Here is a 25,727-nt window from a genome sequence, read left to right on the forward strand (position 1 = left end):
GGTAAGATCTGGTTTATGGTAAAATGAAAGGAGAGAACATGAACAAGTCAACTAGCTACACCCCTTATGACAACGTATTCCACACGATGGTACAGAGAATGCCGAAGTATCTGATCCCTCTTGTCAATGAGATCTTTCATGAGAACTTCCGACCCGAGGATGAGGTAGTGGTACAGAGCAATGACCTTCCTGCCGAGGATGATTCAGGGGAGATCAAGAGAAGGTACAGTGATTCGCTTTTCAGTATCAAGGGCACAGAGACCAAGCTGTTCCATATCGAATGTGAGAGCAGGCCGGATGGTACCATCGTGATCCGCATGGTGGAGTACGGATTCCACAAGGCACTTCAGGATGGGTATTACGAGAACGGGGAGTACGTGCTGAAGATGCCGGATGCGGCTGTGCTGCTCCTGCGGCACACCAGGATGACACCAGATCAGTTCTGGGTCCGGATCATCACACCAGGGGAGGAAGCCAGGTACCCGGTCAAGGTACTGAAGGTTGGCAACTATTCGCTGAAGGAGATTTTCCAGAAAGACCTTCTGTTCCTTCTTCCGTTCCATATCTTTGCATATGAGAAGGATCTGGCCGCGATCGATCAGGATCAGGAGAAGGTCGAACAGCTGAAACTCACATATGGAGAGATACTGAGGCATCTGGCTGAACGCAGTGATCGAGGAGAAATGTCGGCCAATGAAGGAAGTCTGCTTATGACGTTGATGCGTCATGTTCTGGACGGTGTTGCAGAGAACTACGATCAAGTAAGAGAGGTGGGGAATACAATGCTGGGAAGAGTAATCGAGGATGATTTCACCAGACTGCTAGATCAGCTGGATGAGATGGACCGCAAAATTGCCGACAAGGAAAGAGAAATTAGTGCTGCAGAGGCAAAGCTCGGCGAGACGGAGACCAAGCTCGGCGAGGCGGAGACCAAGCTCGGCGAGGCGGAGACCAAGCTCGGCGAGACGGAGACCAAGCTCGGCGAGGCGGAAACCAAGCTCGGCGAGACGGAGACCAAGCTCGGCGAGACGGAGACCAAGTTAAGTAATGTAGAACGGTTGTCTGACGATATCCGGCGCGCCACAGAGTATCTGACAGCGCATGGCCGCGCAGAGGAGATCATACAGCTTTACCGAGAGGACTCGTTCCTTGAGGAGGTCCTGAAGATGTGCCGATGATTGGCGAGGGTATTTCCGGGAGCACGCAGGAAGAGCGTGCTCCCTTTCTGTGTTTTGTTATATTACGCAGGAGTGCGCGGGTAAGGCTGTGTCTCATCGGTAAGACCGTACAGATAATCCATGCTCGTCTCAAAGAGCCGAGACAGGATCTTCGCCTGCTCGATGGTGGGATAGCGCATTCCCCGCTCGATCTTGGAGTAGTCCGATTGGTCGATGCCTGTGAGCATCTGGACTTTTACCTGTGAGTAGCCTTTTCTATTTCGGAGCAGTCTCAATCTTTCACCTGTTGACATGATTTTTCCTTTCTCGGCACGATGGTCCACAAAGTCTTTCCTGCAAACGAGAATACCACTTTCAGGCTAACACGTTGCTAATGTCTTTGGGAAAGGCATGGGGCACCAACAATAGAGACTGGCAATCGCCAGCCTCTTGTGGTATTCTATATTCGTGTAGATATGTGCAGGAGAAACACTGGAAACGGAGGCAGAGGACCCATGGCAACATTCGGGCAGACGTTCATGAAGATATATGACCGAAAGATCCTCAGCGGGCAGACCACTTTCAGTCGGTCGGGGATCAGGCGTGATGATTTTACAAGGCTTTGTATTGACGGAAATTATGTGTTCTCCCGGGAGGCACTGGACACGATCCGGGAGAAGATGCCACTCACAGAAGAAGAATATGCTGTGCTGGCCGTGTACCTGGAGGATTGTGAGAACTGAAGAAAGGGCCCATGAAGCAGGCATGTTCAGTGATATACATAGTGTGTTCAACAGAATAACCAGAAGAAAAAGAATGGAGGCATGAATGGTTTACAGAGAGTTTCAGAATCTGAAGTTATCACAGTACGGGTTTGGGGCTATGCGGCTTCCGGTCATTGATGGAAATGACGGGAAGATCGACGAGGAACAGACCGCCAGGATGGTGGCCTATGCTATGGAGCATGGGGTCAACTACTATGACACAGCCTGGGGATATCATGAGGGTGCATCGGAAGTGGTAATGGGGAAGATCCTACGGCAGTATCCGAGAGACAGTTACTACCTGGCAACTAAGTTCCCGGGGTATGACCTGAGCAACTTTCCCAAGGCAGCGGAGATCTTTGACAGACAACTGGAGAAGACGGGGCATGACTATTTCGACTTCTATCTGTTCCACAATGTAAACGAGTCTAATATCGATGCGTATCTGGACCCGAAGTTTGGGATCTACGACCTGTTGATGGAGAAGAAGAAGGAAGGGAAGATCCGTCATCTGGGATTCTCTGCCCACGGCGATCTGCCGGTGCTGAAGCGGTTCCTGGAAGCGTATGGAGAGGATTTGGAGTTCTGCCAGTTGCAGCTGAACTATCTGGACTGGGAGTTCCAGAGAGGCAGAGAGAAGGTAGAACTGCTGAAGGAGTACGGAATTCCGGTATGGGTCATGGAGCCCCTGCGGGGCGGAAGGCTTTGTAACCTGAACGAGGAACAGAAGAATATGCTGCGGGAAGTACATCCGGATGATAGCATGGCAACCTGGGCGTTCCGGTTCCTGCAGTCTGTTCCGGAGGTCACCGTGATCCTGTCTGGCGCGTCCAACGAGGAGCAGCAGGCAGAGAACATCGAGACTTTCGCGGAGGATCGGCTGCTGGACGAGCAGGAGAGAGAGGCAATTGAGAAGGTCGCCGCTTCGATCCAAAACAGCAAGGCCGTCCCCTGTACCGCCTGCCGGTACTGCACTACTTACTGTCCACAGGAGTTGGATATTCCGCGGCTTCTGGAACTGTACAACGAGCATATACTGACCACGTCGGGCGGGCTGTTCGGATTTATCGCCCCTATGGCACTGTCCGGTATGCCGGAGGAGAAGAGGCCTGCTGCCTGTATCGGATGCCGGAGCTGCGAGCAGGTATGTCCGCAGCAGATCAAGATCTCAGAGGTACTGGCAGACTTTGAAGAGGTGCTGAAATAGTTGACTGTCCAAAAAGGTGGACAATTAGTTCACCTTTTTGGCTGGATATGGTATAATGCAGACAATCAATTGTTAGAACGGAGGTCTGTATTATGAAAAGAAAGTTGTTATTACTGTGCGTACTGATCTGCCTGACAACATTGTTTTGTGCATGCGCAGGAGGAACTCCTCTGGGGAAGACCGCAAAGGAACTGGAAAAGGGGAAAGCCGATAATACATATGAATACGGGTATAACGAAGATACGGATACCCTGTACATCAGCATCAACTCCGAAAAGGATCTGGAGCCCGTGTTCACGCAGTTGGCTGAGAATGTGAAGGACCAGGACATCGGCAGTATCTTTTTCCTGACTAAATCTTTGAACCCGGAGAGGAATCTCATGATCGAGTATGAGGCGAACATCTCCAGGCTGGAGTGCAAGTCCATGAAGGTGCTGGCGCTGGGTAGCGCGTTTCAGACTGTGAACACCGGGAGCTGGAGTGCGTTGGGGGAGAAGGCACAGTTGACGATGATGGATGAGCTTCCGGATGCAAGCAATTACAGTCCGGATAATCGGAAGCATCTGGAGAATGTGAAGCGGATCTGGGTCGGCAGTCCTGTGCTGAGGTATGTGTCGTCCTACCCGGCGTTGGAGGAACTGGGCATCCAGTCAGAGACGCTTAGAAATCGGAGTATCAGTGACATCGACCCGGCGGCGGCAACGGACGAGGATAAGTCCGGAAGCACATCGGGCGAGGCAAAGGAGCAGAGTGAACAACGGGATTCGACCTATAGTTTCGAAGCCAGTTTTCTGGACAGAAGCCAGTTCGAACCTGTGACCAAGTCGACCAGCCTGAAAAAACTACTGGTGGCGCCGGGCTACAAAGCCTACAATCTCAAGGAGAATGGAAGTGGATATTTCTTTATGCTGCAGAACCTCAAGCCGGATCTGCTGGTAAATGTACCTGAGAAGGAGACGGAGATCACCAGAGAAGAAGGTGCGGATGAGAAGTCGCTGGTAGCGGTGAAGGATGTGTCGCTCCCCAATCTGACCGACGCGACAAGGCGCAGTGTGCTGGATCCTTTCCTGAAGGATCAGACAAAGTCCTGCTATGACAAAGGAAAGAAGCTGAAGGTCAAGGAGGGGAAACCTGTGGTATATGGCAAAGCCCTGATCTACCAGGGGATGCCGGGGACGAATAGCTGGAGCAAGAAAAAGAAATACGCCAGTGCCGGAAAACTGTATTGGAGCACCGATCTGGATGGAAAGATCGCCACACCATCTCTGAAGAATGACTACAGCACCTTTATCTATGTATACCCGACCTATGTGCGCGTTGGAACCTACGACAAGGGAACCAAGGGATACAAGATCACCATGCGTGCTCAGGTGTTTGATCTGGAGAGAGGGATCGCCTACAAGCCGGTGAAGATCGGCAGCGCGATGCCTCCACAGAGGTTTACCTACTTCGGAATAATCGCACCGGACAAGAAGGCGGGAACGGTATCGGAGAAGAAAATCAAGAAATACCTGAAGAAGCTAAAGACCGCAACCGCTTCTGCAAATAAGGAGGCGGCTACCAACAGTGCCAGCGGCACAGCATAATTATAAACGGCAACGATAAGGAGGAGACTGCGCTGGATGTTCAGGCGCCGCGGCAGACGAACGAGAGACATGATGAAACAGGGTGGCAACAACAGAGTACTGGAAACGATTTTCCTGATCACCATGGTATCCCTGGGATGGGGCCTGTCCTTTCTGGCGCTGGCGCTGTTAATGGAAGAACTGGCGCCAATGCAGGTTCTGGCGGCACGATGGACCATCACGGCGTTGATCTTCCTGGTTCTGGTGTTGCTCGGCAGGATTCGCATCAACTTGCGAAGCAGGAACGTGTTGTTCCTGTTTCTGGCGGGGCTTTCGGAGCCGTGCGCCTATTCCATTCTGGAGGCCTACGGCATCAAGATGACGTCGGCCTCTGTCAGCGCCATTTTTGTGGCAACGGTTCCCAGCATGACGCTGATTCTGGGGATTCTGTTTTTCCGCCATCGGGCGGATAAGAAGTTGGTGGCCGGTCTGGTGCTGGCCTTCCTTGGGGTGGCGATAGCGACTGTGTTTTCCCCTACCTTCTCCATGTCCGGTACACGGACGGGCATGGTACTCATGACACTGGCGGTGGTAGCGGCCAGTATGTATAGTCTTTCCAGTGCCAGAGCATCGGAGGATTTTGATGCAACAGCGGTGACGGCCATGATGGCGTTTGAAGGAGCGTTCCTGTTTGATATCATCTGCCTGGCGCAGGGGTATGGGCTGGGGACGTTTCTACTTCCTTTTAGCAGCTGGAAGTTGTTCGGAGGGTTTCTGTTCCTGTCTGTTGGATGTGCCTTCGCCTCCTATGTGTGTTACAACCGCCTGCTCAGTTACATAGAGGCGGCGCTGGCCACCAATGTAGTGGGGAGTCTTTCCACTGTGATCGGTGTGGTGGCTGGCGTGCTGGTCACTGGCGATGTCTGGGGCTGGTACACGGTGGTTGGGCTGGCAGTGACGCTGGCCGGTGTGTGGCTGTCCGGTATGCGAATGAAGGATGACCTGGGAGCGTAGTCCTTCTGCCTCAGGGCGGTGTTTTCATTGTCTTTTAATGGGTGATGTGATATAATTTCTCCGTAAGTTGTTTGTGACAGTGTAGAGAGGCGTGTTATGAGAAAGAGAAGAAAGATCCTGGTCATTCTGACAGCACTTGCCTTGATATTTACCTTTACCTGTGGAGATGTCATGGCGTTGAGTTTCCATCAGGTCAAGGGGTATTGTCTTGCGAAATATAAGTTGAAGAAATACAAGATCGTCAAGAACCCGAGTTGGAATTTCGTCAAAAAAGCCGGCTATAAGCAATGGTATAATGGTGAGTTTACAACCAATCGCTACTACATCAGTAGCAAAGGACATTATGCAAAGTTTCAACGCTGGTTGAGAATCGACTTGGACAACCCGCAGGCTGTTGCGATCACGCCAGATGGAAACACCATGTTTATTATGACCACTCATAAGAAACAGAAGAAAGGGACCCCGGAGTATGGACGAAAAGGGTATATTTTCAAAATTAATATTAAGGGGATCAAGGCTGATGCCTATGTCAAGAAGCAGCTGAAAAAGAAAAAAGCCATCTATGTGGATATTGGTGATGTTAACTGCTCCTACAGAGCACCAGATCCACCGGTCTATGATTGGTTCGACAAAATGACCGGGAAATCGCTTGAGGAAGTTCAGGAAGCGGAGATGGAGAAGGATCGGAAGACCGCTAAGGAGGCTGTTGAAAAGTCGTTGCCGGATGAGGAAAAACAGGATTATGATTTTGATTCATACGTGGACGGTTATTTCGATCCTGATGGAAGCTGGCATAATTATTTGGATTTCAATGACGATTCCAAGGTCTACAACCATGATAGTAACGATGAGAAATGGCTGAAGGCTAACGGTTTTGATGTGAAAGAAGACCCGGAGAATGACAGTGACTACATCTATCGCAAATATATTACCCGCAGCAACGAACTAGTCACAGGGCACGGACAGGCGATGGCCTATAATCCAAAAACCAGGAAGCTGTGGTACATGCCGAATATGAAACAGAAAAAGTGCCGTGCGATCATGGTGAATCCAAACACTATGAAACCGGAGGGAGGAGTAGATTTCAAGTTTAAATCCAACATCCAGTGTCCTAGCACACTGGCTTTCGACAAGTATGGTAATGCGTACTGTTACGCCAGGACAACCAAGAAGAAAAAGAAAGTTCCGAAGAGTGTGGCCAAAATATACAAGGGGACATTGTCTCTTACTAACCCGAGATTCCAGTTGGTCATGCAGGGATTGCGTTGGACACCGGGGACGACACCCCAGTCCCTTGGCTACAACCCAAAGTCGGACAGGTTGTATCTGGTTAGTGACAGATCGATCGTATCCATTCCGGCAACAAAAATCAGAAATGCAGCAAAACCATCATTAACTCCATCGGATGTCAGGGCTACACGTTGGTCGTTCTCAAAGGAGTTTGAGGGAATTACCTTTGATAATACAGGAAATGGCTATTTTCTAACAAATAAACCAGATGAGGTGATGCTGGTCAACAAGGGCTTCTGATATATAGTAATCATTTATGGATCCAAAACACGGGAGGCGTATAGAAGCAACCCGTGTTTTCTATTTCTCGATTTTGATCCAAAAGATTGATTTTTTGCTTAAATAATCATCGGTTCTATGGTATACTTATATAGTTAATGATAAAATCAGGGAGACTATGACGATATGGTATATGACAACGTTTTGGACGCAATCGGCCACACCCCGATGATTCGCCTCAAGAAAATGGTGAAGCCAGATTGGGCACAGGTGCTGGTTAAGTTTGAAGGATTGAACGTTGGAGGTTCTATCAAGACCAGAACTGCCTACAACATGATCTGTGAGGCAGAGCGGGAGGGGATCCTGAAACCGGATTCCGTCATCGTGGAGCCCACCAGCGGAAACCAGGGGATCGGCCTGGCGCTTGTTGGGGCGGTGAAAGGGTATCATACCGTCATTATCATGCCGGATTCGGTCAGTAAGGAGAGAAGGCTTCTGGTGAAGCACTACGGAGCGGAAGTCAGACTGGTACACGACGATGGAAACATCGGAGAGTGCATCGACAACTGCGTCAAACTCGCCATGAAATTCAAGGAATCAGACGATCGCGTCTTTGTACCGCAACAGTTTGAGAACGAGGCGAACCCTATGGTCCATCGCCACCATACGGCTCTGGAGATCCTGGAGCAGGTAGCCGGTCCCATCGATGGATTCTGCTCCGGTATCGGTACAGGCGGCACCATCACAGGGATAGGGGAGACCCTGAAGGCGCAGAACCCGGACATCATCATCTGGGCCGTTGAGCCTGAGAACGCAGCGATCCTGGCGGGAGGCACCGTGTCCGCCCATGTGCAGATGGGCATCGGGGATGGGCTCATTCCTACGGTGCTGAACCAGGGGATCTATGAGGGGATCTGTGTCATCTCTGATGAGGAGGCCTTGCGTACGGCAAGGCGTCTGGCCTCTGAAGAGGGTCTGATGTGCGGTATATCCAGTGGGACCAACGTAGCGGCAGCGCTTCGTATGGCCAAGGCGCTGGGCAAGGGGAAGACGGTGGTGACGGTACTTCCGGACACTGCCGAGAGATATTTCAGTACACCGTTATTCGAGTAGAACAGGAGGATCAAAATAGTAGAACGTATGGATAACAAGGGAAAGGGACTTATTGCGAACGTGCGGAAGGAACTCAGCCTGCGCAAGGTAGTGGCTATCATCCTGCTTTTGGCATGCATGTGTTTCATCTATACTCAGCGAGAGGGGCTTCGGTATCTCCAGTCATATTTTAATGGAGAGGAAGTACATAAGCTGACCCCCAAGGAATACAAACCCTATCGGGGCAGTGCCAACTATGAGAAGAGAAAGGCCGTGGAGGACGATTATCTGCGGTATCTTTTTGATGTACCAACAGAGCGGATCGTTTCCATGAAAGGCAGCAAGACAGCGACGCAGACCTTTACCGCGCAGGATTCTTTGCTGCGGCAGGTGCGTCTCACCTTCCACAACCCGTCCACCACGTTGACGGAGGGGCGAGTTGAGGTCTCCATCCGTGACAAGAACGGAAAGACTATTGCCTCCTCGTCATTGGCAGCCAATCTGGTGGTCAACGATGCCAAGTCGGTATTCGATTTTATGATGAGCAGCGACGCGCTCAACGCCGACGAAATCGTGGGCAACAAAGCCAAGGCCTCTACTTCGGAGCTGGCCGGGAAGGCCGTCCAGAAGGGGCAGAAGTACACAGTGGTCATCAAGACCAAGAAGGTCAAGACGCCCAGCGAGTTCGGTCTGTGCCTGGGAAATGAAGCCTATGATGATGCAGAGGAGACGAAGGTCGCCGGGAAGACTTACAAGGACTACCGGTTCTTCATGGGAATCACCTACATCCATACCACCTGGCTGATCTTTTTTGTGTTCATGTTTGGCTTCCTGATGGCGATCCTGTTCATCCTGCTTCCCTGGCAGTACTTGAGTGAGTGCCTGGGGCGGAAGTTCGGACGCGATATCGACCTGAACAAGTGGATCCTGCGGATTATGTGTGTGTTGACGCCTTTCCTGCTGCTGTGGATGAACTACAAGGTAGCGGGGCTGAAGCTCGCCAAGATCCTTCACCATGCTAATAAAATGGAGGGACATCTGAACCTTCTGCTCATCGGACTCATGGTGGTGGCGATCTACCTGATCTGCAACCGCACCAAACTGACCACCTTACTGAGTACGGCAATAGGCTTTGTGTTTGCGTTCACCAATTACCTGTTGATCCTATTCCGGGACCAGCCGCTGATGGCGACAGACTTCTCATCCTTCGGGACAGCGATGGACGTGGCAGCCAACTACACGGTGACCTTCAGCAAGGGATCCCTGTGGATCATCACCGTAGCAGCGATTTGGTTTCTGGTGGCTTTCGGCATGCGTTCCTACAAGGGCCTTCCGCTGAAGGGCAGACTGGCGATCCTGCTGATCACCGCTGTCTGGGCGGGGAGCATGTATTACCTGCTCTTCATCAGCACCTTCCTGAAGGACAACGAGATCTATGTGTCCGGATTCAAGCCCAAGTGGGACTATGAGAACCACGGCTACGCGTTGGCCTTCATGATCACTGCCACCACTGCCAGGGTGCATAAGCCCCACGGTTACTCAGTGGAGGAAGCGGAAAAAATCATGGCCAGGTACCAGTCAGACCCCGCCAGCGACAAGGCCGTTGTGTCTACCAAGACCCCCAACATCATCGTCGTCATGAACGAGGCTTTCTCGGAATTGAAGGCTAACGGGGACTTTGAGACCAAGGGCGAATATATGCCGTATTTCAACAGCCTGAAAGAGAATACCATCCGCGGAGTCCTGCATCCGTCTATCTTTGGAGGAAGCACGGCCAACACGGAGTTCGAGTTCCTCACCGGAGATACCACGGCATATATGCCGTTCCACACGGTGCCATATAACAACTACGTTAAGGAAGGGATGCCGTCTCTGACAACAACGTTGCGGGATTCTGGCTATCAGGAATTGACAGCGTTCCATCCGGGGATGAGTAACTCTTATAACCGGGATGTGGTATACCCCAATCTGGGCTTTGAGAAGTTTATATCCCTGGAAGATATGAAGAATCCGAAGAAGCTTCGGGCTTATGTCTCCGATGATTGTGACTTCAAGACGATCATCAAGGAATACAAGAAATACAAGAAAACCGGAAACGTGGCTCCCTGGTTCATGTTCAACGTGACGATCCAGAACCACAGTGATTTCAAGATCAGCAGCGGGATCGTGCCTCAGGAGGTGGCCATCACCGACAGTGAGGTGAACGAGGAACAGGCGGTCCAGTACCTGAACCTGATCAAGATTTCAGACGACGCTTTTGGAGACCTGATCGAGTACTTCAAGACTGTGGATGAGCCAACTGTCGTGGTGATGTTCGGTGACCACCAGCCCAGAGTGGGGAACGCCTTTTACCGGGCCCTTGCCAAACGGCTGAAAGGAAAGGAGAGTTCCTTCCAGATCGAAGAACGTAAGTACAGAGTGCCCTTCGTGATGTGGGCCAACTACGACATTCCAGAGCAGGATGGTGTGGAGCTTTCGGCGAACTACATGGCGCCGTATCTGCTCCAGAGCATCGGCGGCCGGCTGACCGGCTATGACAAGTTCCTGTTGGATCTGCACAAAACCGTTCCAGTGAACTCCGCTATCTGCTACAAGGGCGACGACGGCGTGCTCTATGAGCCGGATGCAGAGTCCAAGTACAGCAAGAGGTTGGAGGAGTATAAGCTGGTACAGTACAACAACATCATCGACTACAAGAACCGTGTGGACAAGTTCTTCTTCCTGAATAAGGGCGGAGAGAAATAGAAAGGGTTTCTGTTATGATAAAAAAAGCGTTTGGCGCCCTAAAGGAAGAGTTTGGCCTGAAGAAAGTCATCGCCATTCTCATCCTTTTGGCCAGTATGGGGTTCCTGCTGACGCAGAACGATGGTCTGAAATACAGCAGCAACTACTTTAACAACGAGCACATCAGCCAGATCACCCACAGAGAATATCTTCCCTACAAGCGGAACGATGAAAAGATGCAGAAGGTGAAGGATGATGAGCTTCGGTACAAACTGAATATCGGAACGACAAACCTGGCAGATATGCGAGGAAACAGCGTCTGCGAGCAGACCTTCCAGGCCCAGGAGAAGCAGGTCAAGAGTGCCAATCTGGTGTTTATCAGCAGCGCCGGTGCCCAGACCAGCGGAGAAGTACTGGTGGAGATCATCGACAAGAATGGGAAGACACTGTGCTCCTCCGTTATGCCGGCGGGGTCAGTGAAACATAACACACCCACGCTGTTCGACTTTGTGGAAGACAACAGTAAGGTGAACAAGGCGAAGCTTCTCCAGGGGAAATTCCACATGGAGAAGCTGAAGGGCCGTCCCATCAACAAGGGAGAGGAATACACTCTGCGTGTCAGCGCAAAGAACGTGAAGAGCCCTGGCACCTTTGGGATCTGCCTGACCGGGGAGAAATATAATGACGACTTCAAGCTCACGGTGAACGGGGAAGATCAGGGCCAGACCCGACTGTTTGCCACCATCGCCTACATCCATCTGCCCAAGCTGATCGTTGCGATCTTTGTGTTGGGATATCTGCTGGGCTTGCTGCTCGTGTTGCTGCCGCTGAAACACATCAGCGAGGTACTAAGCCGGCGGTGGAAGCGAGAGATCGACCTGAACAAGTGGATCCTGCGCTGCATGTATGTGGTGATGCCGTTCATGCTCTACTGGATGAACGGAAAAGCCATGGGTTCCAGACTCGTGTCCATACTGCAGCTGCTTCGATCTGTCTACGGGCTCTGGAACATCGCCGTACTCATCGGCCTGTGGCTGTTGGTCTATCTGATCTGCAACCGCACCAAGTACTCGGTGATCATTCTGACCGTGATCGGATTCATATTCGCCACCGCCAACTACCTGTTGGTGATGTTCCGGAACCAGCCGCTGTCCGCAGCGGATTTCCTGTCCATCGGAACCGCCATGGACGTGGCCGCCAGCTATTCTCTGGTGTTCACAAAGCAATTCCTGTGGATCGTAGTGTTCGCCACCCTGTTCATCGCGGTGCCCATCGGTCTCACCTCCTACAAGGGGCTTTCCCTGAAGAAGCGTGGAGTACTGCTTCTGGTGACAGCGGTCCTGTGCGGTTCGGGATACTACACGCTCTATGAGACCAATTATCTGCAGAAGAATGGACTCTTCGTGTCCGGGTTCGATCCCAGTCGAAGCTACAAGTACAAGGGGGCAGCGTTCTGCTTTGTGATGACCACCACCCAGATCAAGGTGGAGAAGCCAGAGGGATATTCGGCAGAGGAAGCTGCGAAGATTATGGCAGAGTATCCGTCAGATCCTGCGCCGAAAACGACTGTGCCAACAAAGCAGCAGCCTAATGTTATCGCCATCATGAACGAGTCGTTCTCCGACCTGGGGATCAATGGAGAGCTGAAGACCTCCGGACCGTACATGCCCTATTTCTACAGCCTGAAGGAAAACGCTGTTCACGGAATCATGCACGCCTCTGTGTTTGGTGGAGGAACAGCCAACTCGGAGTTTGAGTTCCTGACCGGAAACAGCATGGGCTTCATTCCCTTCCGGACAGTACCGTACACCATTTACATCCGGGAGGATGCGCCTTCGCTGGCAACCACCATGAAGGATTCCGGGTACTGCGGCAATATCGCATTCCATCCGGGGCATGTGACATCCTATAACCGGGATAACGTTTATCCGAAACTGGGATTTGATGAGTTCATCAGTCTGGATAAGCTCCAGAATCCTAAGCGGATCCGGGCATTCGTGTCAGATGCCTATGACTTTGATGTGATCAAGCAACAGTACGAGCAGCAACGCGCAAGCGGGAAGAAGGATCCATTCTTCCTGTTCAACGTCACCATCCAGAACCACGGGCAGTACATGACCGCCAACGGCATGGTGCCCCGGAGCATCGATGTGGAGGATAGCGCCATCAAGAGCGACGAGCAGACCGAACAGTTCATCAACCTGATGAAACTTTCTGACGATGCTTTCAAGGATCTGGTGGAGTATTTCAAGAAGGTGAAGGAGCCAACGGTGATCCTGATGTTTGGTGATCATCAGCCTAACGTAGGAGATCTGTTCTTCGACACCATGAAAGACCGCATGGATCCGAATATGGATCCGGTGGAGAAGAGCGAGACCAGATACAAGGTGCCCTTCATCATCTGGGCCAATTATGATATCCAGGAGAAGGATGACGTAGAGATCAGCGCCAACTATCTGCGGCCGTATCTGCTGCAGACGGTGGGCGCCAGCATGACAGGCCATGACAAGTTCCTGATGGACACGTACAAGCAGATTCCGGTGAGAACGGCCAACTGCTTCCGCGGGGCCAACGGTGTGCTGTACCCGTACAGCGCATCCTCCCCATATGACGAAGCGATGCGAAAATATCAGATCGTCCAGTACAACAATCTGGTGGATCAGAAGAACCGGGTCAACGATTTCTTCTATCTTAAGAAAGAACAGAAAGGGAATAACTGATGAGTCTGAAACGGGACATTTACAAGCAGATCGTGCACATTGCCAAGGGGTACGCGAGGAACCATGAGGGGTTTCGAAAGTGGGCCAAGAAACTCAATTACGATGTGAAACTGAAGAAGTACCAGCGACTGGCGAAGAAGACACCTACCGACCCGAAGCTGATCTATTTCAACACCTTCAAGGGAGGCGCCTATAGCGACAGTCCCAAGGCCATCTACGAGGAATTGCTGAAGGACCCCCGTTTCGATGATTATCGGTTCGTCTGGACCTTCGAAGAGCCGGAATCGTACCGGTTCCTGGAGAAGAACCCTCGGACCACCGTTGTTCAGCGGACAGAGAAGGAGGAAATCGACGCCATCAACCGAGCTGGCTGGTGGATCACCAATTACCGCATGTTCGATTTCTACGTCCCCAAGAAGGATCAGGTGTATGTCCAGTGCTGGCACGGAACTCCGCTGAAGCGACTGGGATACGACATCACCGCCGGGGATAACGCCATGAACTCCGCTGAGGAGATCTGGGAAAAGTACGAGCGAGACACCAAGCGGTTCAAGTACCTGATCTCGCCCACCCGTTGGGTCAGTGAGAAGTTCACCACCGCCTGGAACCTGAAGGCATTTGGCAAGGAGGACGCCATCATCGAGGAAGGCTACCCCAGAAACGATCGGCTCATCAACGCCGGCCCGGAGGAGGTCAGGGCGCTGAAGGAACAGTTGGGACTGGCAGACATCGGTGATCGGAAGATCATCCTGTACGCTCCCACCTGGAGGGACAATCAGTACACCAATGGAGTGGGATACACCTACAAGACAGAAGTGGATTTTGACAAGTTGCAGCGAGAACTCGGGGAGGATTACGTGATTCTCTTCCGCGCCCACTATCTGGTGGCCAACGAGTTCGACTTCCGGAAATACGAAGGCTTCATCTACGATGTGTCCAAGCACGATGATATCAACGATCTGTACCTGGTGGCGGATCTTCTGGTGACAGACTATTCCAGTGTGTTCTTTGACTACGCCAACCTGCGAAGACCCATCATCTATTATATGTATGACATGGATTACTACCGGGATGGCCTGCGTGGGTTCTACCTTTCTCTGGATGAGTTGCCGGGCCCCATCGTCAAGGAAGAAGATGGTCTGATCGCGTCGATCCGTGATCTGTCTGAGAACTTCCAGGTGGATGAGAAATATCGGGCATTTAATGATAAGTTCAACTATCTGGACGATGGAAACGCGACCAGACGAGTGATCGAGAAGATATTCTTCAGTAAGTGACCGATGAAACGAGCGTTGCAACGAGCCTGAGAGAGGCTGCAGGGTTGCGGTACCAGGCGCTATATGGTACAATAAAGAAAATTTCCAAACAGGAGGAGATTGCTTTGAAGAAAGTCATTACATATGGAACTTACGATCTTCTGCACTACGGACATGTGAATCTTCTGCAGAGAGCGAAAGCCCTGGGAGATTATCTGATCGTGGCTCTTTCCACGGATGAGTTCAACTGGAACGAGAAGCAAAAGAAATGCTATTTCACATATGAGGAGAGGAAGCGCCTGGTAGAGGCGATTCGCTATGTAGATCTGGTGATCCCGGAAGAGAGCTGGGATCAGAAGATCAGCGACATCAAGGAATTCAAGGCCGATGTGTTTGTCATCGGCGATGACTGGGAAGGGAAATTCGATTTCCTGAAGGATTACTGCGAGGTTGTCTATCTGCCGCGTACCCCGGAGATCTCTACCACCCAGATCAAGCAGAACCTGAAAAACAAGTAACCCCGGAGGCATTTTGAAAAAGCTGGTGGTGAAAGTGATCGTCGGAATTCTCAGCCTGATATATATGTTTATCAGGCTTTTTCCAGTGGGACACAGAGTGACACTGGTGAGCTGGCAGAGTAACCGACCGACTCTGGACTTTCGACTTCTGGCAGAGGCCCTCCGAAGGGAAGATCCTTCGCTGGAGGTGGTGCTTCTGTGTCGCAAGATGGAGCGGACCCTACCCGGCATGCTGGCATATATCCCACAGGTACTCCGCCAGATGAAGGCCTTCGCCTCCTCCCAGATGGTGGTGGCGGATTCCTACTGCATCCCTTTGAGCGTGCTCCGGCACAAGGACTCGCTTAAGGTCATGCAGATCTGGCATGCTCTCAGTGCCATCAAGATGTTCGGCTGGCAGACGGTGGGGAAGGAAACAGGCACCTCTCCCCTGATCGCGGAGACGATGCATATGCACCGAAACTACGATTATATCGCCTGCGCCAGCGAGGTGACGGCGACCTACTTCTGTGAGGCTTTCGGCTATGACCATTCCTATGTGGTCAGGCTTGGCCTCCCAAGGATCGACTACATCCTGCAGGAGGATCCGGAGACAGTGGCCGCGATCAGAGAGGCATATCCCTTCTTCGAAAACGGGCGGAAGAACATCTATTACGTGCCCACACTGCGAAAGATCACCGGCGTACGGTTCGACGATCTGGCAACACAGATCGACCGGGAACGCTACAACCTGATTGTCCGCCTTCATCCATTGGACCGGTACCGGCAGGACCTGCCCCATGGAGAAGGCATTTACTACGTTAACGATTTCGACACCTACAGCCTGATGAAGGCCTGCGATGCCATCATCAGCGATTACTCCTCCTTCGTGGTGGAGGCCAGCCTGGTAGACAAAGCCCTGTATCTCTACACCTATGATCTGGAAGAGTACGAGCAGAACACAGGGCTGAATGTACGCTACGAAGAAGAAGCTATCGGGAAGTATCAGTTCCGGGACGCAGGTGCTTTGGTGCAGGCCATGGAGGAGCCTTATGACTTCGCTGCATTGCACACCTTTCGGCAGAAGTTTGTGGATGTGGATACGGAGGACTGTGCCGGACAGATGGCACGGTTCATCATAGAGAAGGGGTGCTAGATGAGCATAGTAAAGAAAACCAAAAAACGACTTAGGACACTGGGCCGGAAGATCGGGAAGAAAAATCCAGTCTTCCGCAAGTGGATGCGCCACTGGCTGAAGGGGCACAGAGAGGGCTTGTATCGGGAGTTTATAGAGAGATACGAGATGGATGAGAAGAGTGTGATCTTCGAGTCCTTCATGGGAAGACAGTACACATGCAGCCCCAGAGCGATCTTTGAGTACATGGCCACCAGTCCGGATTATGAGGACTATACTTTTTATGTGGTCCTGAAGAAAGCAGTGATCGAAAGCAAGCTGGAGGAGATCCTGGAAGCCTATCCGCTTCTGAAGAAAGCCCATATCGTGATGTACTGCTCACAGGAGTACCACAGGGCTTACGCCTCCTCCAAGTACATATTCGCCAACTCCAGGATCCCTTCCTATATCGAGATCCGGCCGGGGCAGGTGTTTGTTCAGTGCTGGCACGGTACGCCTCTGAAGCGACTGGGCTATGATATTGAGATGGGGGAGAATGCGGCGATCAGTACGGAAGAACTGACGGAGAAGTACGACATGGATGCATGCCGTTACACCTACATGGTCTCTCCATCCGCCTTTGTGACGGAGAAGTATTACAGCGCCTTCAATCTGCGGCAGGTCAATCCTGGGGTGAAGATCGTGGAGGAAGGGTATCCGAGAAACGATGCTTTGTTCCATCCGGATGAAGCGCAGATGCAACGTACTCGGCAGAGGCTGGGGATCGCGCCGGAAGATACGCGGAAGTTGATTCTCTATGCGCCCACCTGGAGGGACAATCAGCACAAGGCCGGGTTGGGGTACACATATGAGTTGAACGTGGACTTTGACAAGTGGAAGGAGCGACTGGGCGAAGAGTACATCGTCCTGTTCAGAGCGCACTATTTCATTGCGAATTCTTTCGACTTTTCCCAGTACAGCGACTTTGTGAAGGACGCATCGGTCATCGACGATATCAACGAACTGTATGTGATCGCAGACCTTTTGATCACCGACTACTCCAGTGTGTTCTTTGACTATGCGGATCTGAAGCGTCCGATCCTGTTCTATATGTACGATCTGGAGGAGTACCAGGGCAAGATGCGGGACTTCTATATCGACCTGGCTACTTTGCCCGGAGATATCGTCACAGAGGAAGATGCGCTTCTGGAGAAGATCAAGGGCATGGATTACGAGAATTTCTATGATGACAGATACAGGACATTCAATGAGACTTACAACTATCTGGATGACGGCCATGCTGCAGAGCGCGTGGTGAAGGCGATCGTCGGATAGAGAGGACAGAGACAGTGAATACAATTATTGAGATAACCAGAGATCATATCAATTTCCGAATGCAGTTGGTCAAGCTGGCCAAGTCGGACATCATCAAACAATATCGGGGTGCGGCGCTGGGGTGGGCCTGGGCCCTCATCAAGCCGGCGACGACGATCTTTGTGTTCTGGTTTGCCTTCTCGGTCGGGATCCGCCATGGCAATGACATGGATGGGCATCCGTTTTTCATCTGGCTCATCGCGGGCTTTGTGCCCTGGTTCTATATGAGCGAGACGATCACGGGAGGTGCTGGCTCTATCCGGAAATATCGGTATCTGGTGAAGAGGATCAAGTACCCGGTGGACACCATTCCTACCTTTGTGAGTATGTCCAAGCTGCTGGTGAATCTGGGGCTACAGGTGATCATGGTGGCCATCTTCCTTCTGTACGGCTATTCTGTGGATGTGTATTATCTTCAGTTTCCGCTGCTGATCCTGATGAGTTTCGTGTTCTTCACCAGTTGGAGTCTGTTCTCCGCCATGCTGGGGGCCATGAGCAGTGACTTCAACAACCTGGTCAAGGCTATGGTTCAGCCGCTGTTCTGGTTGTCCGGGATCCTTTACGATGTAAACCAAATCCCGTATCATTGGATCCGGGAGGCCATGCTGTACAATCCTGTGACTATCATCGCCAACGGCTACAGAAACATGCTGGTCTACGACAAGTGGATCTGGGAATCCCCGGCAGAGATGCGGAACTACTGCATCATGCTTCTGATCATGATGGTGCTGGCGATCTGGGCCTACGGCAAACTAAAGAAAGAGATCCCGGATGTATTGTAGGTGACTGACATGAGTGAAAAGAAACAAGACAAAGGGGTGGCCATCGCCTTTCGGCACGTCACCAAGACATACAAGTTATATAAGAACGACAAGCAGCGTTTCCGCGCCATCTTCTTCAAGAATACCAAATGTAAGAGGCGGGATGCGGTTCACGATCTGAACCTGGAGATCCACAAGAATGAGTCGGTGGCTCTGTTCGGTCGAAACGGGGCCGGAAAGTCCACCGCGCTCAAGATGATCACACAGGTCACCTATCCCACCAGTGGTGAGGTCAAGGTGAACGGCAGGGTCAGCGCACTGCTGGAATTGACGGCAGGCTTCGATCCGGAATTCACCGGCAGGGAGAATATCTATTTTCGAGGCAGTCTCCTCGGACTTAAGAAGGACCAGATCCAGAAGATCGAGCCTCTGGTAGAGGATTTTGCTGAACTGGGGGAATACATGGATCAGCCGGTGCGTACCTATTCCAGTGGAATGAAGGCGCGCCTTGGGTTTGCGATCAACGTAAACATCGATCCGGAAATCCTCATCGTGGACGAGGCACTCAGCGTGGGAGACAAGTCCTTCCAAAACAAGTGTCTGAGCAAGGTTCGGGAATTGACCGAGGAGAAGAACATCACCTTTCTGTTTGTGACTCATTCTACCAAGGTAGCGGCAGATTTCTGTACCCGCGGTGTCGTTATGAAGAAAGGCAAGAAGGTCTTTGACGGGGATATCCATGAGGCAATCGCCTTTTACGATGACATGATCTCGAAGGAAGATGCGGCAAGACGAAAGAAAAAGAAATAGCATTGCGTTACGAAAGGGGAAAGAAATGAGTGCAGGCAGGCATAGCGCTGCGGCGAAAGTGGAAGGAATGGCCCTCTGGAAAAAACTGCTGATTATATTAGCTCTCCTGTTGATTGCGGGAGGCCTGGGTGCATATATCTATGTGGGGAGCGTTCTGGACACCATGGAACGTGATACGGAGGAACTTCGGCCCCGGGAGTTATCCAGCGTGGATGTGGACGGATATCTGAATATCCTGCTGCTGGGCGTGGACTCCAGGAAAATGAAGAAAAGCAAACTGAAAAATCACAACACGGACTGTATCATCGTCATCAGTATCAACACAGAGACCAAGAAAGTGAATATGACCTCGATCTACCGTGATTGTTACACCAAGATCGCCGATACTCCTACTTATACCAAGATCAACACCGCCTATGCCTACAAGGGCGCAAAGGGCGCGATCCAGACGGTCAACCAGATGATGGATCTGAACATCGAGAACTATGTGCTGTTCAACTTCAAGATGGTGGCACAGGTGGTCAACGATGTGGGAGGGATCACGGTGGATGTCAAGGAGGAAGAGATCGACGAGCTGAACAAGTATACCAAGCAGACTGCCAAGAACATCCGCCAGAAGAAATACCATCTGGTCAAAAAACCGGGAAGACAGACACTGGAGGGTGTGCAGGCCGTTGCCTATGGGCGTATTCGTAAGGGCGTCGGAGATGACTTCAAGCGCACCGACAGGATGCGGTTGGTGATCAAGCAGGTCACTGCCAAGATGCAGTTGATGGAACCATCGGATATGCTGGTGATCATGCGTCATGTACTTCCTTACCTGAAGACTTCCCTGTCTAACAATGACATCATCGCTCTGGCACAGCAGCTGGAGGGGTTCAGTTTCGGCAAGAGCAAGGGGTTCCCTTATGACAAAGGGGATGGCTTGGTGGACGGGGTCTCCTACGTCTACCCAGTGGATCTGACAGCTAACGTTGCAAGGTTCCATGAGGAGGTCTTCAAACAGAAGGGCTATGTACCTACGGAGACGGTGCAGGAGATCAGCAATACCATCGCCAGTACTATGGGCCAATAGGAGAGAAGAATATGAAGCTGTTCAGAAGAGAAGAAATGATTCCTCAGACGGATTCGCCGGATAACAAGTACCGCTGGCGGGGCGGAGCATATCTTTGCACGGTCAACGACAGTTTCCAGGCGGATATGCTGGAATCCAAGCTGCGCAGCGAGGGCATTCCCATTCAGAAGAAATACATAGGGTCCAGCGGATATCTGGAGATCGTATTTGGAAGCAATCTGACAGGGGATATTGAGATCTACGTGCCGGAAGAGTGCCTGGAGGATGCAAAGAACGTTATCGTGCCAGTAGATCTGGACGATTGCGAGGGGACAGAATTGGAGGTAGAGTAATCAATATGGAAGACAGAGTCAACGTAATAGAAGTGAACAGTCCACAGACGGATGGTCCGAAGAAAAAAGGCTGGAAAAAGGGCCTGTTGATCTTCGTGATCATTCTGGTGGCGATCATTGCCATCGGAAGTATCTCCATTGCCCTTCTGGGGGATAGCGAGGAGAAGGGCAGTCTGCTGATCGGTGACAACGGGCATATCTCTATGCATGCTCCTTATGTAGGGGAACTTTATGTCGAAGGAACGATCGGTGGGGCGGCAGGCGGGCTGCTGGGAGGCAGCAACTATGACTACCAGCACCTCTGGACGCTGGATCGCATCGATGAGATGATGGATGATAAGTACAACAAGGGGATCTTGCTGTATGTGGATACCCCGGGTGGCGCGGTATTCGAGACGGACGAACTGTATCTCAAACTGAAGGAATACCGTGAAAAGACCGGTCGGCCGGTATATACATACATGGCTAGCGAGGCGGCCTCCGGAGGCTACTACATTTCGGCCGCAACGGACAAAATCTACGCCAACCGGAATTGCTGGACCGGATCCATCGGAGTAATCATGGGTCCAATGTATGATGTAAAGGATCTCCTGGATAAGTACGGCGTCAAGACCGTTACCATTGCGTCAGGCGAGAACAAAGCCATGGGAAGCAGCACCGCACACATGACGAAGGAACAGAAGGAGATACTTCAGGCCATGATCGACGAAGCCTATGACCAGTTCGTGGGTTGCGTGGCTGAGGGACGCGGCATGGAGGAGAAGAAGGTCCGGGAACTTGCAGACGGACGGATCTACACCGCCAGGCAGGCGAAGGCAAACGGACTTGTGGATGAGATCGGTTCTCGGGAGGACACCTGGGCAGCCATGAAAACCAAGGGCGGGCTGGGGAACGCAAAACTCACACCTATCCTTTACGACCCGGAGCTCAGCTGGGCCGACAAACTGGTTGGCGCAGCTACTTCCCTCGGGCAGAGTCGCGCGGACTCCGATCTTGCTGCTATCAAGTCACTGATGGAACAAAACCAAAAGGTGCCGATCTACTACATGGCACCAAGCCAGAAATAGAAACCGGGGCTGTTGCAGGTGCAGCAGCTCTTTTTCTATGGAAGCACATTCTGTCAAGGAAAAATACTTGACAACCATGGTCGTCCATGGTATAGTAGACGGGTATTCGAAAAAGAGGAGTATGCAGTTGAACGACATTGCGAGAGAAAGCCTGCTCTACGACTTCTACGGCAGTCTTCTGACAAGCAAGAAGCGCCACGTCATGGAGCTGTATCATGAGGAGAACCTGACGTTGTCCGAAATCGCTGAGGAGACCGGCGTCTCCAGAGCGGCTGTCCACGACTCTCTGAAGAGCGCGGAACAAAAGCTGGAGGAATACGAGGACAAACTGGGTATGGTGGCCAAACTGATGGCACAGGAGAAGGCCTTTCGCCGGATACGGTCGTTGCTGGCGGAGAGCCAGGCGACCTGCGGGGAGGAGATCGACGGCATACTTACAGAACTTGAAAGGGTATAGCGATGGCATTTGAGAGCTTATCGGAAAAACTACAGAATACATTCCAACACCTGAAGGGGAAGGGAGTCCTGACAGAGAAGGATATCGATGCCGCCATGAGAGAGGTCAAGCTGGCCCTCCTGGAGGCAGATGTAAACTTCAAGGTCGTCAAGGAATTCGTGGCTGAAGTCAAACAGGATTGTCTGGGCGAGGAAGTGATGAAATCTCTGACGCCGGCACAGCAGGTCATCAAAATCGTTGACCAGAAACTGACTGAGTTGATGGGCGGTACCAATACCAAGATCAACTACTCTCCTACAGGGTTCACCACGATCATGATGGCAGGCCTGCAGGGTACCGGCAAGACCACTACCTGCGGCAAGTTGGCCAACTTCCTGAAGGAATCAGGCAAGAAGCCTATGCTGGTGGCCTGCGACGTATACCGTCCAGCTGCCATCGACCAGCTTGAGGTGGTGGGGAAGGCCTGCCGCACGCCGGTCTATACCAATCGGGAGACCAGAGATCCTGTTCAGATCGCTAAGGAGGCCAGAGAATACGCTGAGAAGAAAGGCTATAACGTGCTGGTCATCGATACGGCGGGTCGTCTGCAGATCGATGAGGAACTCATGGAGGAACTGGTCAACATCAAGGAGAAGGTGAAGCCACATCAGATCCTCCTGGTGGTGGATGCGCTGACTGGTCAGGATGCGGTGAATGCCGCCAAGGGGTTCAACGACAAGCTGGACATCGATGGGATCATCATGACCAAGATGGACGGTGACGCCAGAGGTGGTGCTGCTTTGTCCGCCAGAAAGGTCACCGGAAAGCCTATTTTGTTCATGGGTGTGGGAGAGAAATACGATGCATTGGAGGCGTTCCATCCGGATAGGATGGCAAGCCGGATCCTGGGGATGGGCGACCTGCTCTCTCTGATCGAAACTGCAGAACGTGACTACGATGATGCGCAGGCAGAGAGAACGCTGGAACGCCTTAAGAAAAACCAGTTCACGTTGGACGACTTCCTGGAACAGATGGGTCAGGTAAAGAAGATGGGTGGCCTGAGCAAGATCCTGGAGATGCTTCCGGGGATGTCCGGAGCCCAGATGAACAATATCGACCTGGAGGAAAGTGAACGGGAGTTTCGCCAGTATGAGGCGATCATCCAGTCGATGACCAAGGCGGAGAGGGATGACCCGAATATCCTCAACGCCAGCCGCCGGAAGAGGATCGCGGCGGGATGCGGATTGTCTGTTAGTAAGGTCAACAACCTTATCAAGAAATACACAGAGGCCAAGAAGATGATGAAACAATTCACCGATCCGAAGGCCATGAAGAGGAATCGTTTCCTCAGAAATTTCATGTAGTTCATTATTAAATCAAATAGTATGGAGGAATTTGTAAAATGGTAAAGATCAGACTGAAGAGAATGGGCGCACACAAGAAACCTTTCTATAGAGTAGTGGTAGCGGATTCCCGCACACAGAGAGACGGAAGGTTCATCGAGGAGATTGGATACTTTGATCCTATGGCTGAGCCGAACGTGATCAACATCGACGAGGAGAAGGCTAAGAAGTGGCTGGGTGAGGGTGCACAGCCGACCGATACTGTGAGAGATCTTCTGAAGAAGTCTGGAATCATTGAGTAAGAAAGCGGTGAGACGCAATGATCGAACTGGTTGAAACCATTGCAAAGTCTCTCGTGGATGATCCGGAACAGGTTGTCGTGACCGAGACCATGGAAGGGCAGGAAAGCATCCTGCAACTCCAGGTGGCGGCAGGAGACATGGGCAAGGTGATCGGCAAGCAAGGCCGCATAGCCAAGGCGCTCCGGACAGTCGTGAAGGCTGCTGCAACGAAAGAAAAAAAGAAAGTCGTCGTGAAGATCGGTCAGGATGAGGAACCGGTCTCTGCCGACACCGGCGAGGAAAACGCCGAAGTATAGAGTACAGGGCACATGCATCCTGCGGCAAACGGCGGAAGGCATGTGCCTGCTTTAGTTTTTTGAGGATTCACATGGGAAAAATTCTGATTGGAAAAATCGTAAATGTTTTTGGGATCGCGGGGGAGGTAAAGGTCTACAGCTATTCTGGAGAGGCTGACCGCTTTGAAACACTGGAGCATCTTACCATTGGTGAGAAGGATTATCACATTCAGGAAGTCAAGTATGCCAAAGGAATGCCAGTGCTCCGCCTTGCCGGAGTATGCTCCCGCGACGATGCAGAAAGACTTCGGGGGAAAGAGGTCTTCATGGACGAAGAGGATCTGAAAGAACTTCCGGAGGGAGAATACTACATCCGGGACCTGGTCGGTATGGAGGTAGTTCAGGATGACAGTGGGGAGCATCTTGGCGTTCTGCGAGAGATCCTGACAGATCGGCCGCAGGATCTCTATGTCGTTGAACTGGATGACGGTCGGCGCATCATGATCCCCGGTGTGGATGCTTTTGTGCGGAGCATTGATATGGAACACGGGAGCATCGCCGTATCACTGATAGAGGGGATGGTGTAGGATGCGTTTTGACGTGCTCACGCTGTTCCCGGAGATGTTCTCCGCCGTCGATGCCAGCATGACAGGACGTGCCATGGAAAACGGCATCATCGAACTGAACGTGGTGAACATTCGGGATTACAGCAACGACAAACACAACAAGACGGATGATACACCCTACGGCGGAGGGCCTGGCATGGTGATGATGGCAGACCCTGTTTTTGGCGCGTTGCGGGGGGTCGGTGCGGAGAACAAGCGTATCGTGTATATGTCGCCAAGAGGTCGGATCATAGACAAAGCATTGCTCACAGAACTTGCGGAGGAACCATCGCTGGTGGTGCTCTGCGGACACTACGAGGGGATGGATCAGCGGGTACTGGATGCCTGGGACATCGAGGAACTTTCCATCGGAGACTACATCCTGACAGGAGGGGAACTTCCGGCAATGGTACTGATCGATGCAGTATCCAGGCTGTTGCCCGGCGTGCTATCCAGCAAAGAATCAGCGTTGGAGGAGTCGATCTATTCCGGACTACTCGAGTTTCCGCAGTACACAAGGCCCCGAGAATACGAGGGTCGAGAGGTGCCGGAGATCCTGCTCTCAGGAGACCACCGGAAAATCGACCTGTGGCGTTTTGAGGAATCGCTGAAGTTGACGGCGAGGCAGAGGCCAGACCTCTTTGATCGTTTTGTGAAGGAACATTGTAGTTTGGCGAAAGATGAGAAGAAAGTAATGGAAAAAATTCTTGGGATGTTGTAGAATAAGA

Annotated in this window: 25 protein-coding genes; 24 read left to right on the top strand and 1 reads right to left on the bottom strand. The window is 51.8% G+C overall.

Features of this window, described 5'->3' with window-relative positions; all coding sequences use genetic code 11:
- Positions 1-38 precede the first annotated feature (38 nt).
- Positions 39-1,178: a hypothetical protein gene (locus tag P156_RS0110495; protein WP_027870069.1), complete on the top strand. Its 1,140-nt coding sequence runs from the start codon at positions 39-41 to the stop codon at positions 1,176-1,178.
- Positions 1,179-1,240: 62 nt separating this feature from the next.
- Here P156_RS0110495 and P156_RS0110500 read toward each other — a convergent pair whose 3' ends face one another.
- Positions 1,241-1,471, bottom strand: coding sequence for a helix-turn-helix domain-containing protein (locus P156_RS0110500; protein ID WP_027870070.1), 231 nt, complete (start codon positions 1,469-1,471; stop codon positions 1,241-1,243).
- A 201-nt stretch (positions 1,472-1,672) separates the two neighbouring features.
- Here P156_RS0110500 and P156_RS0110505 point away from each other — a divergent pair, with 201 nt between their 5' ends.
- The 23 genes from P156_RS0110505 (at position 1,673) to trmD (ending at position 25,720) form a co-directional block, all read left to right on the top strand.
- Complete coding sequence (locus P156_RS0110505; protein ID WP_027870071.1) at positions 1,673-1,900, top strand: hypothetical protein; 228 nt, start codon at positions 1,673-1,675, stop codon at positions 1,898-1,900.
- A gap of 85 nt (positions 1,901-1,985) precedes the next feature.
- Complete coding sequence (locus P156_RS0110510) at positions 1,986-3,128, top strand: aldo/keto reductase (protein ID WP_027870072.1); 1,143 nt, start codon at positions 1,986-1,988, stop codon at positions 3,126-3,128.
- Positions 3,129-3,220: 92 nt separating this feature from the next.
- Complete coding sequence (locus tag P156_RS0110515; RefSeq protein ID WP_027870073.1) at positions 3,221-4,714, top strand: hypothetical protein; 1,494 nt, start codon at positions 3,221-3,223, stop codon at positions 4,712-4,714.
- 69 nt (positions 4,715-4,783) lie between these two features.
- A complete protein-coding gene (locus P156_RS0110520; protein WP_185752206.1) occupies positions 4,784-5,707 on the top strand; it encodes a DMT family transporter in 924 nt (307 codons plus the stop codon).
- Positions 5,708-5,803: 96 nt separating this feature from the next.
- The gene (locus P156_RS12995) at positions 5,804-7,237 is read left to right on the top strand and encodes a hypothetical protein (RefSeq protein WP_051600909.1); all 1,434 of its coding nucleotides are present in this window, start codon (positions 5,804-5,806) and stop codon (positions 7,235-7,237) included.
- 165 nt (positions 7,238-7,402) lie between these two features.
- Positions 7,403-8,329: a cysteine synthase A gene (gene cysK, locus P156_RS0110530; protein ID WP_027870075.1), complete on the top strand. Its 927-nt coding sequence runs from the start codon at positions 7,403-7,405 to the stop codon at positions 8,327-8,329.
- A gap of 27 nt (positions 8,330-8,356) precedes the next feature.
- On the top strand, positions 8,357-11,053 hold the full coding sequence (locus P156_RS0110535; protein ID WP_027870076.1) for an LTA synthase family protein: 2,697 nt from the start codon (positions 8,357-8,359) through the stop codon (positions 11,051-11,053).
- Positions 11,054-11,067: 14 nt separating this feature from the next.
- Entirely contained in the window at positions 11,068-13,752 is a 2,685-nt protein-coding gene (locus tag P156_RS0110540) for a sulfatase-like hydrolase/transferase (RefSeq protein WP_027870077.1), read from the top strand.
- Positions 13,752-15,029 carry a CDP-glycerol glycerophosphotransferase family protein gene (locus tag P156_RS0110545; RefSeq protein ID WP_051600910.1) on the top strand — a complete coding sequence of 426 codons (1,278 nt, stop codon included), beginning with the start codon at positions 13,752-13,754 and terminating at the stop codon, positions 15,027-15,029. The genes P156_RS0110540 and P156_RS0110545 overlap by 1 nt, the downstream gene beginning before the upstream one ends.
- 104 nt (positions 15,030-15,133) lie before the next feature.
- A complete protein-coding gene (tagD, locus tag P156_RS0110550; RefSeq protein ID WP_027870079.1) occupies positions 15,134-15,526 on the top strand; it encodes a glycerol-3-phosphate cytidylyltransferase in 393 nt (130 codons plus the stop codon).
- A gap of 13 nt (positions 15,527-15,539) precedes the next feature.
- Entirely contained in the window at positions 15,540-16,661 is a 1,122-nt protein-coding gene (locus tag P156_RS0110555; RefSeq protein ID WP_027870080.1) for a CDP-glycerol glycerophosphotransferase family protein, read from the top strand.
- Entirely contained in the window at positions 16,662-17,954 is a 1,293-nt protein-coding gene (locus tag P156_RS0110560) for a CDP-glycerol glycerophosphotransferase family protein (protein WP_051600911.1), read from the top strand. It abuts the gene before it with no gap.
- 14 nt (positions 17,955-17,968) lie between these two features.
- Complete coding sequence (locus tag P156_RS0110565; RefSeq protein WP_027870082.1) at positions 17,969-18,775, top strand: ABC transporter permease; 807 nt, start codon at positions 17,969-17,971, stop codon at positions 18,773-18,775.
- A gap of 9 nt (positions 18,776-18,784) precedes the next feature.
- On the top strand, positions 18,785-19,564 hold the full coding sequence (locus P156_RS0110570; protein ID WP_027870083.1) for an ABC transporter ATP-binding protein: 780 nt from the start codon (positions 18,785-18,787) through the stop codon (positions 19,562-19,564).
- 25 nt (positions 19,565-19,589) lie between these two features.
- A complete protein-coding gene (locus P156_RS0110575) occupies positions 19,590-20,639 on the top strand; it encodes an LCP family protein (protein WP_027870084.1) in 1,050 nt (349 codons plus the stop codon).
- 11 nt (positions 20,640-20,650) lie between these two features.
- Positions 20,651-20,971, top strand: a complete 321-nt coding sequence (locus P156_RS13000; RefSeq protein ID WP_051600913.1) for a putative signal transducing protein — start codon at positions 20,651-20,653, stop codon at positions 20,969-20,971.
- Between the two features lie 5 nt (positions 20,972-20,976).
- Positions 20,977-22,038: a signal peptide peptidase SppA gene (sppA, locus tag P156_RS0110585; protein WP_051600914.1), complete on the top strand. Its 1,062-nt coding sequence runs from the start codon at positions 20,977-20,979 to the stop codon at positions 22,036-22,038.
- Between the two features lie 127 nt (positions 22,039-22,165).
- Complete coding sequence (gene ylxM / locus P156_RS0110590; RefSeq protein ID WP_027870086.1) at positions 22,166-22,495, top strand: YlxM family DNA-binding protein; 330 nt, start codon at positions 22,166-22,168, stop codon at positions 22,493-22,495.
- Positions 22,496-22,497: 2 nt separating this feature from the next.
- Positions 22,498-23,838, top strand: coding sequence for a signal recognition particle protein (gene ffh, locus P156_RS0110595; RefSeq protein WP_027870087.1), 1,341 nt, complete (start codon positions 22,498-22,500; stop codon positions 23,836-23,838).
- A 38-nt stretch (positions 23,839-23,876) separates the two neighbouring features.
- A complete protein-coding gene (gene rpsP, locus P156_RS0110600) occupies positions 23,877-24,119 on the top strand; it encodes a 30S ribosomal protein S16 (protein ID WP_027870088.1) in 243 nt (80 codons plus the stop codon).
- Between the two features lie 17 nt (positions 24,120-24,136).
- Positions 24,137-24,415: a KH domain-containing protein gene (locus P156_RS12495; RefSeq protein WP_051600916.1), complete on the top strand. Its 279-nt coding sequence runs from the start codon at positions 24,137-24,139 to the stop codon at positions 24,413-24,415.
- A 71-nt stretch (positions 24,416-24,486) separates the two neighbouring features.
- Complete coding sequence (gene rimM, locus P156_RS0110610; RefSeq protein WP_027870089.1) at positions 24,487-24,981, top strand: ribosome maturation factor RimM; 495 nt, start codon at positions 24,487-24,489, stop codon at positions 24,979-24,981.
- Position 24,982: 1 nt separating this feature from the next.
- Positions 24,983-25,720, top strand: coding sequence for a tRNA (guanosine(37)-N1)-methyltransferase TrmD (gene trmD, locus P156_RS0110615; protein WP_027870090.1), 738 nt, complete (start codon positions 24,983-24,985; stop codon positions 25,718-25,720).
- The last annotated feature ends 7 nt before the right edge of the window (positions 25,721-25,727 follow it).

It is taken from the genome of Eubacterium sp. AB3007, from assembly GCF_000688015.1.
Lineage (GTDB): Bacteria > Bacillota > Clostridia > Peptostreptococcales > Anaerovoracaceae > Aminicella.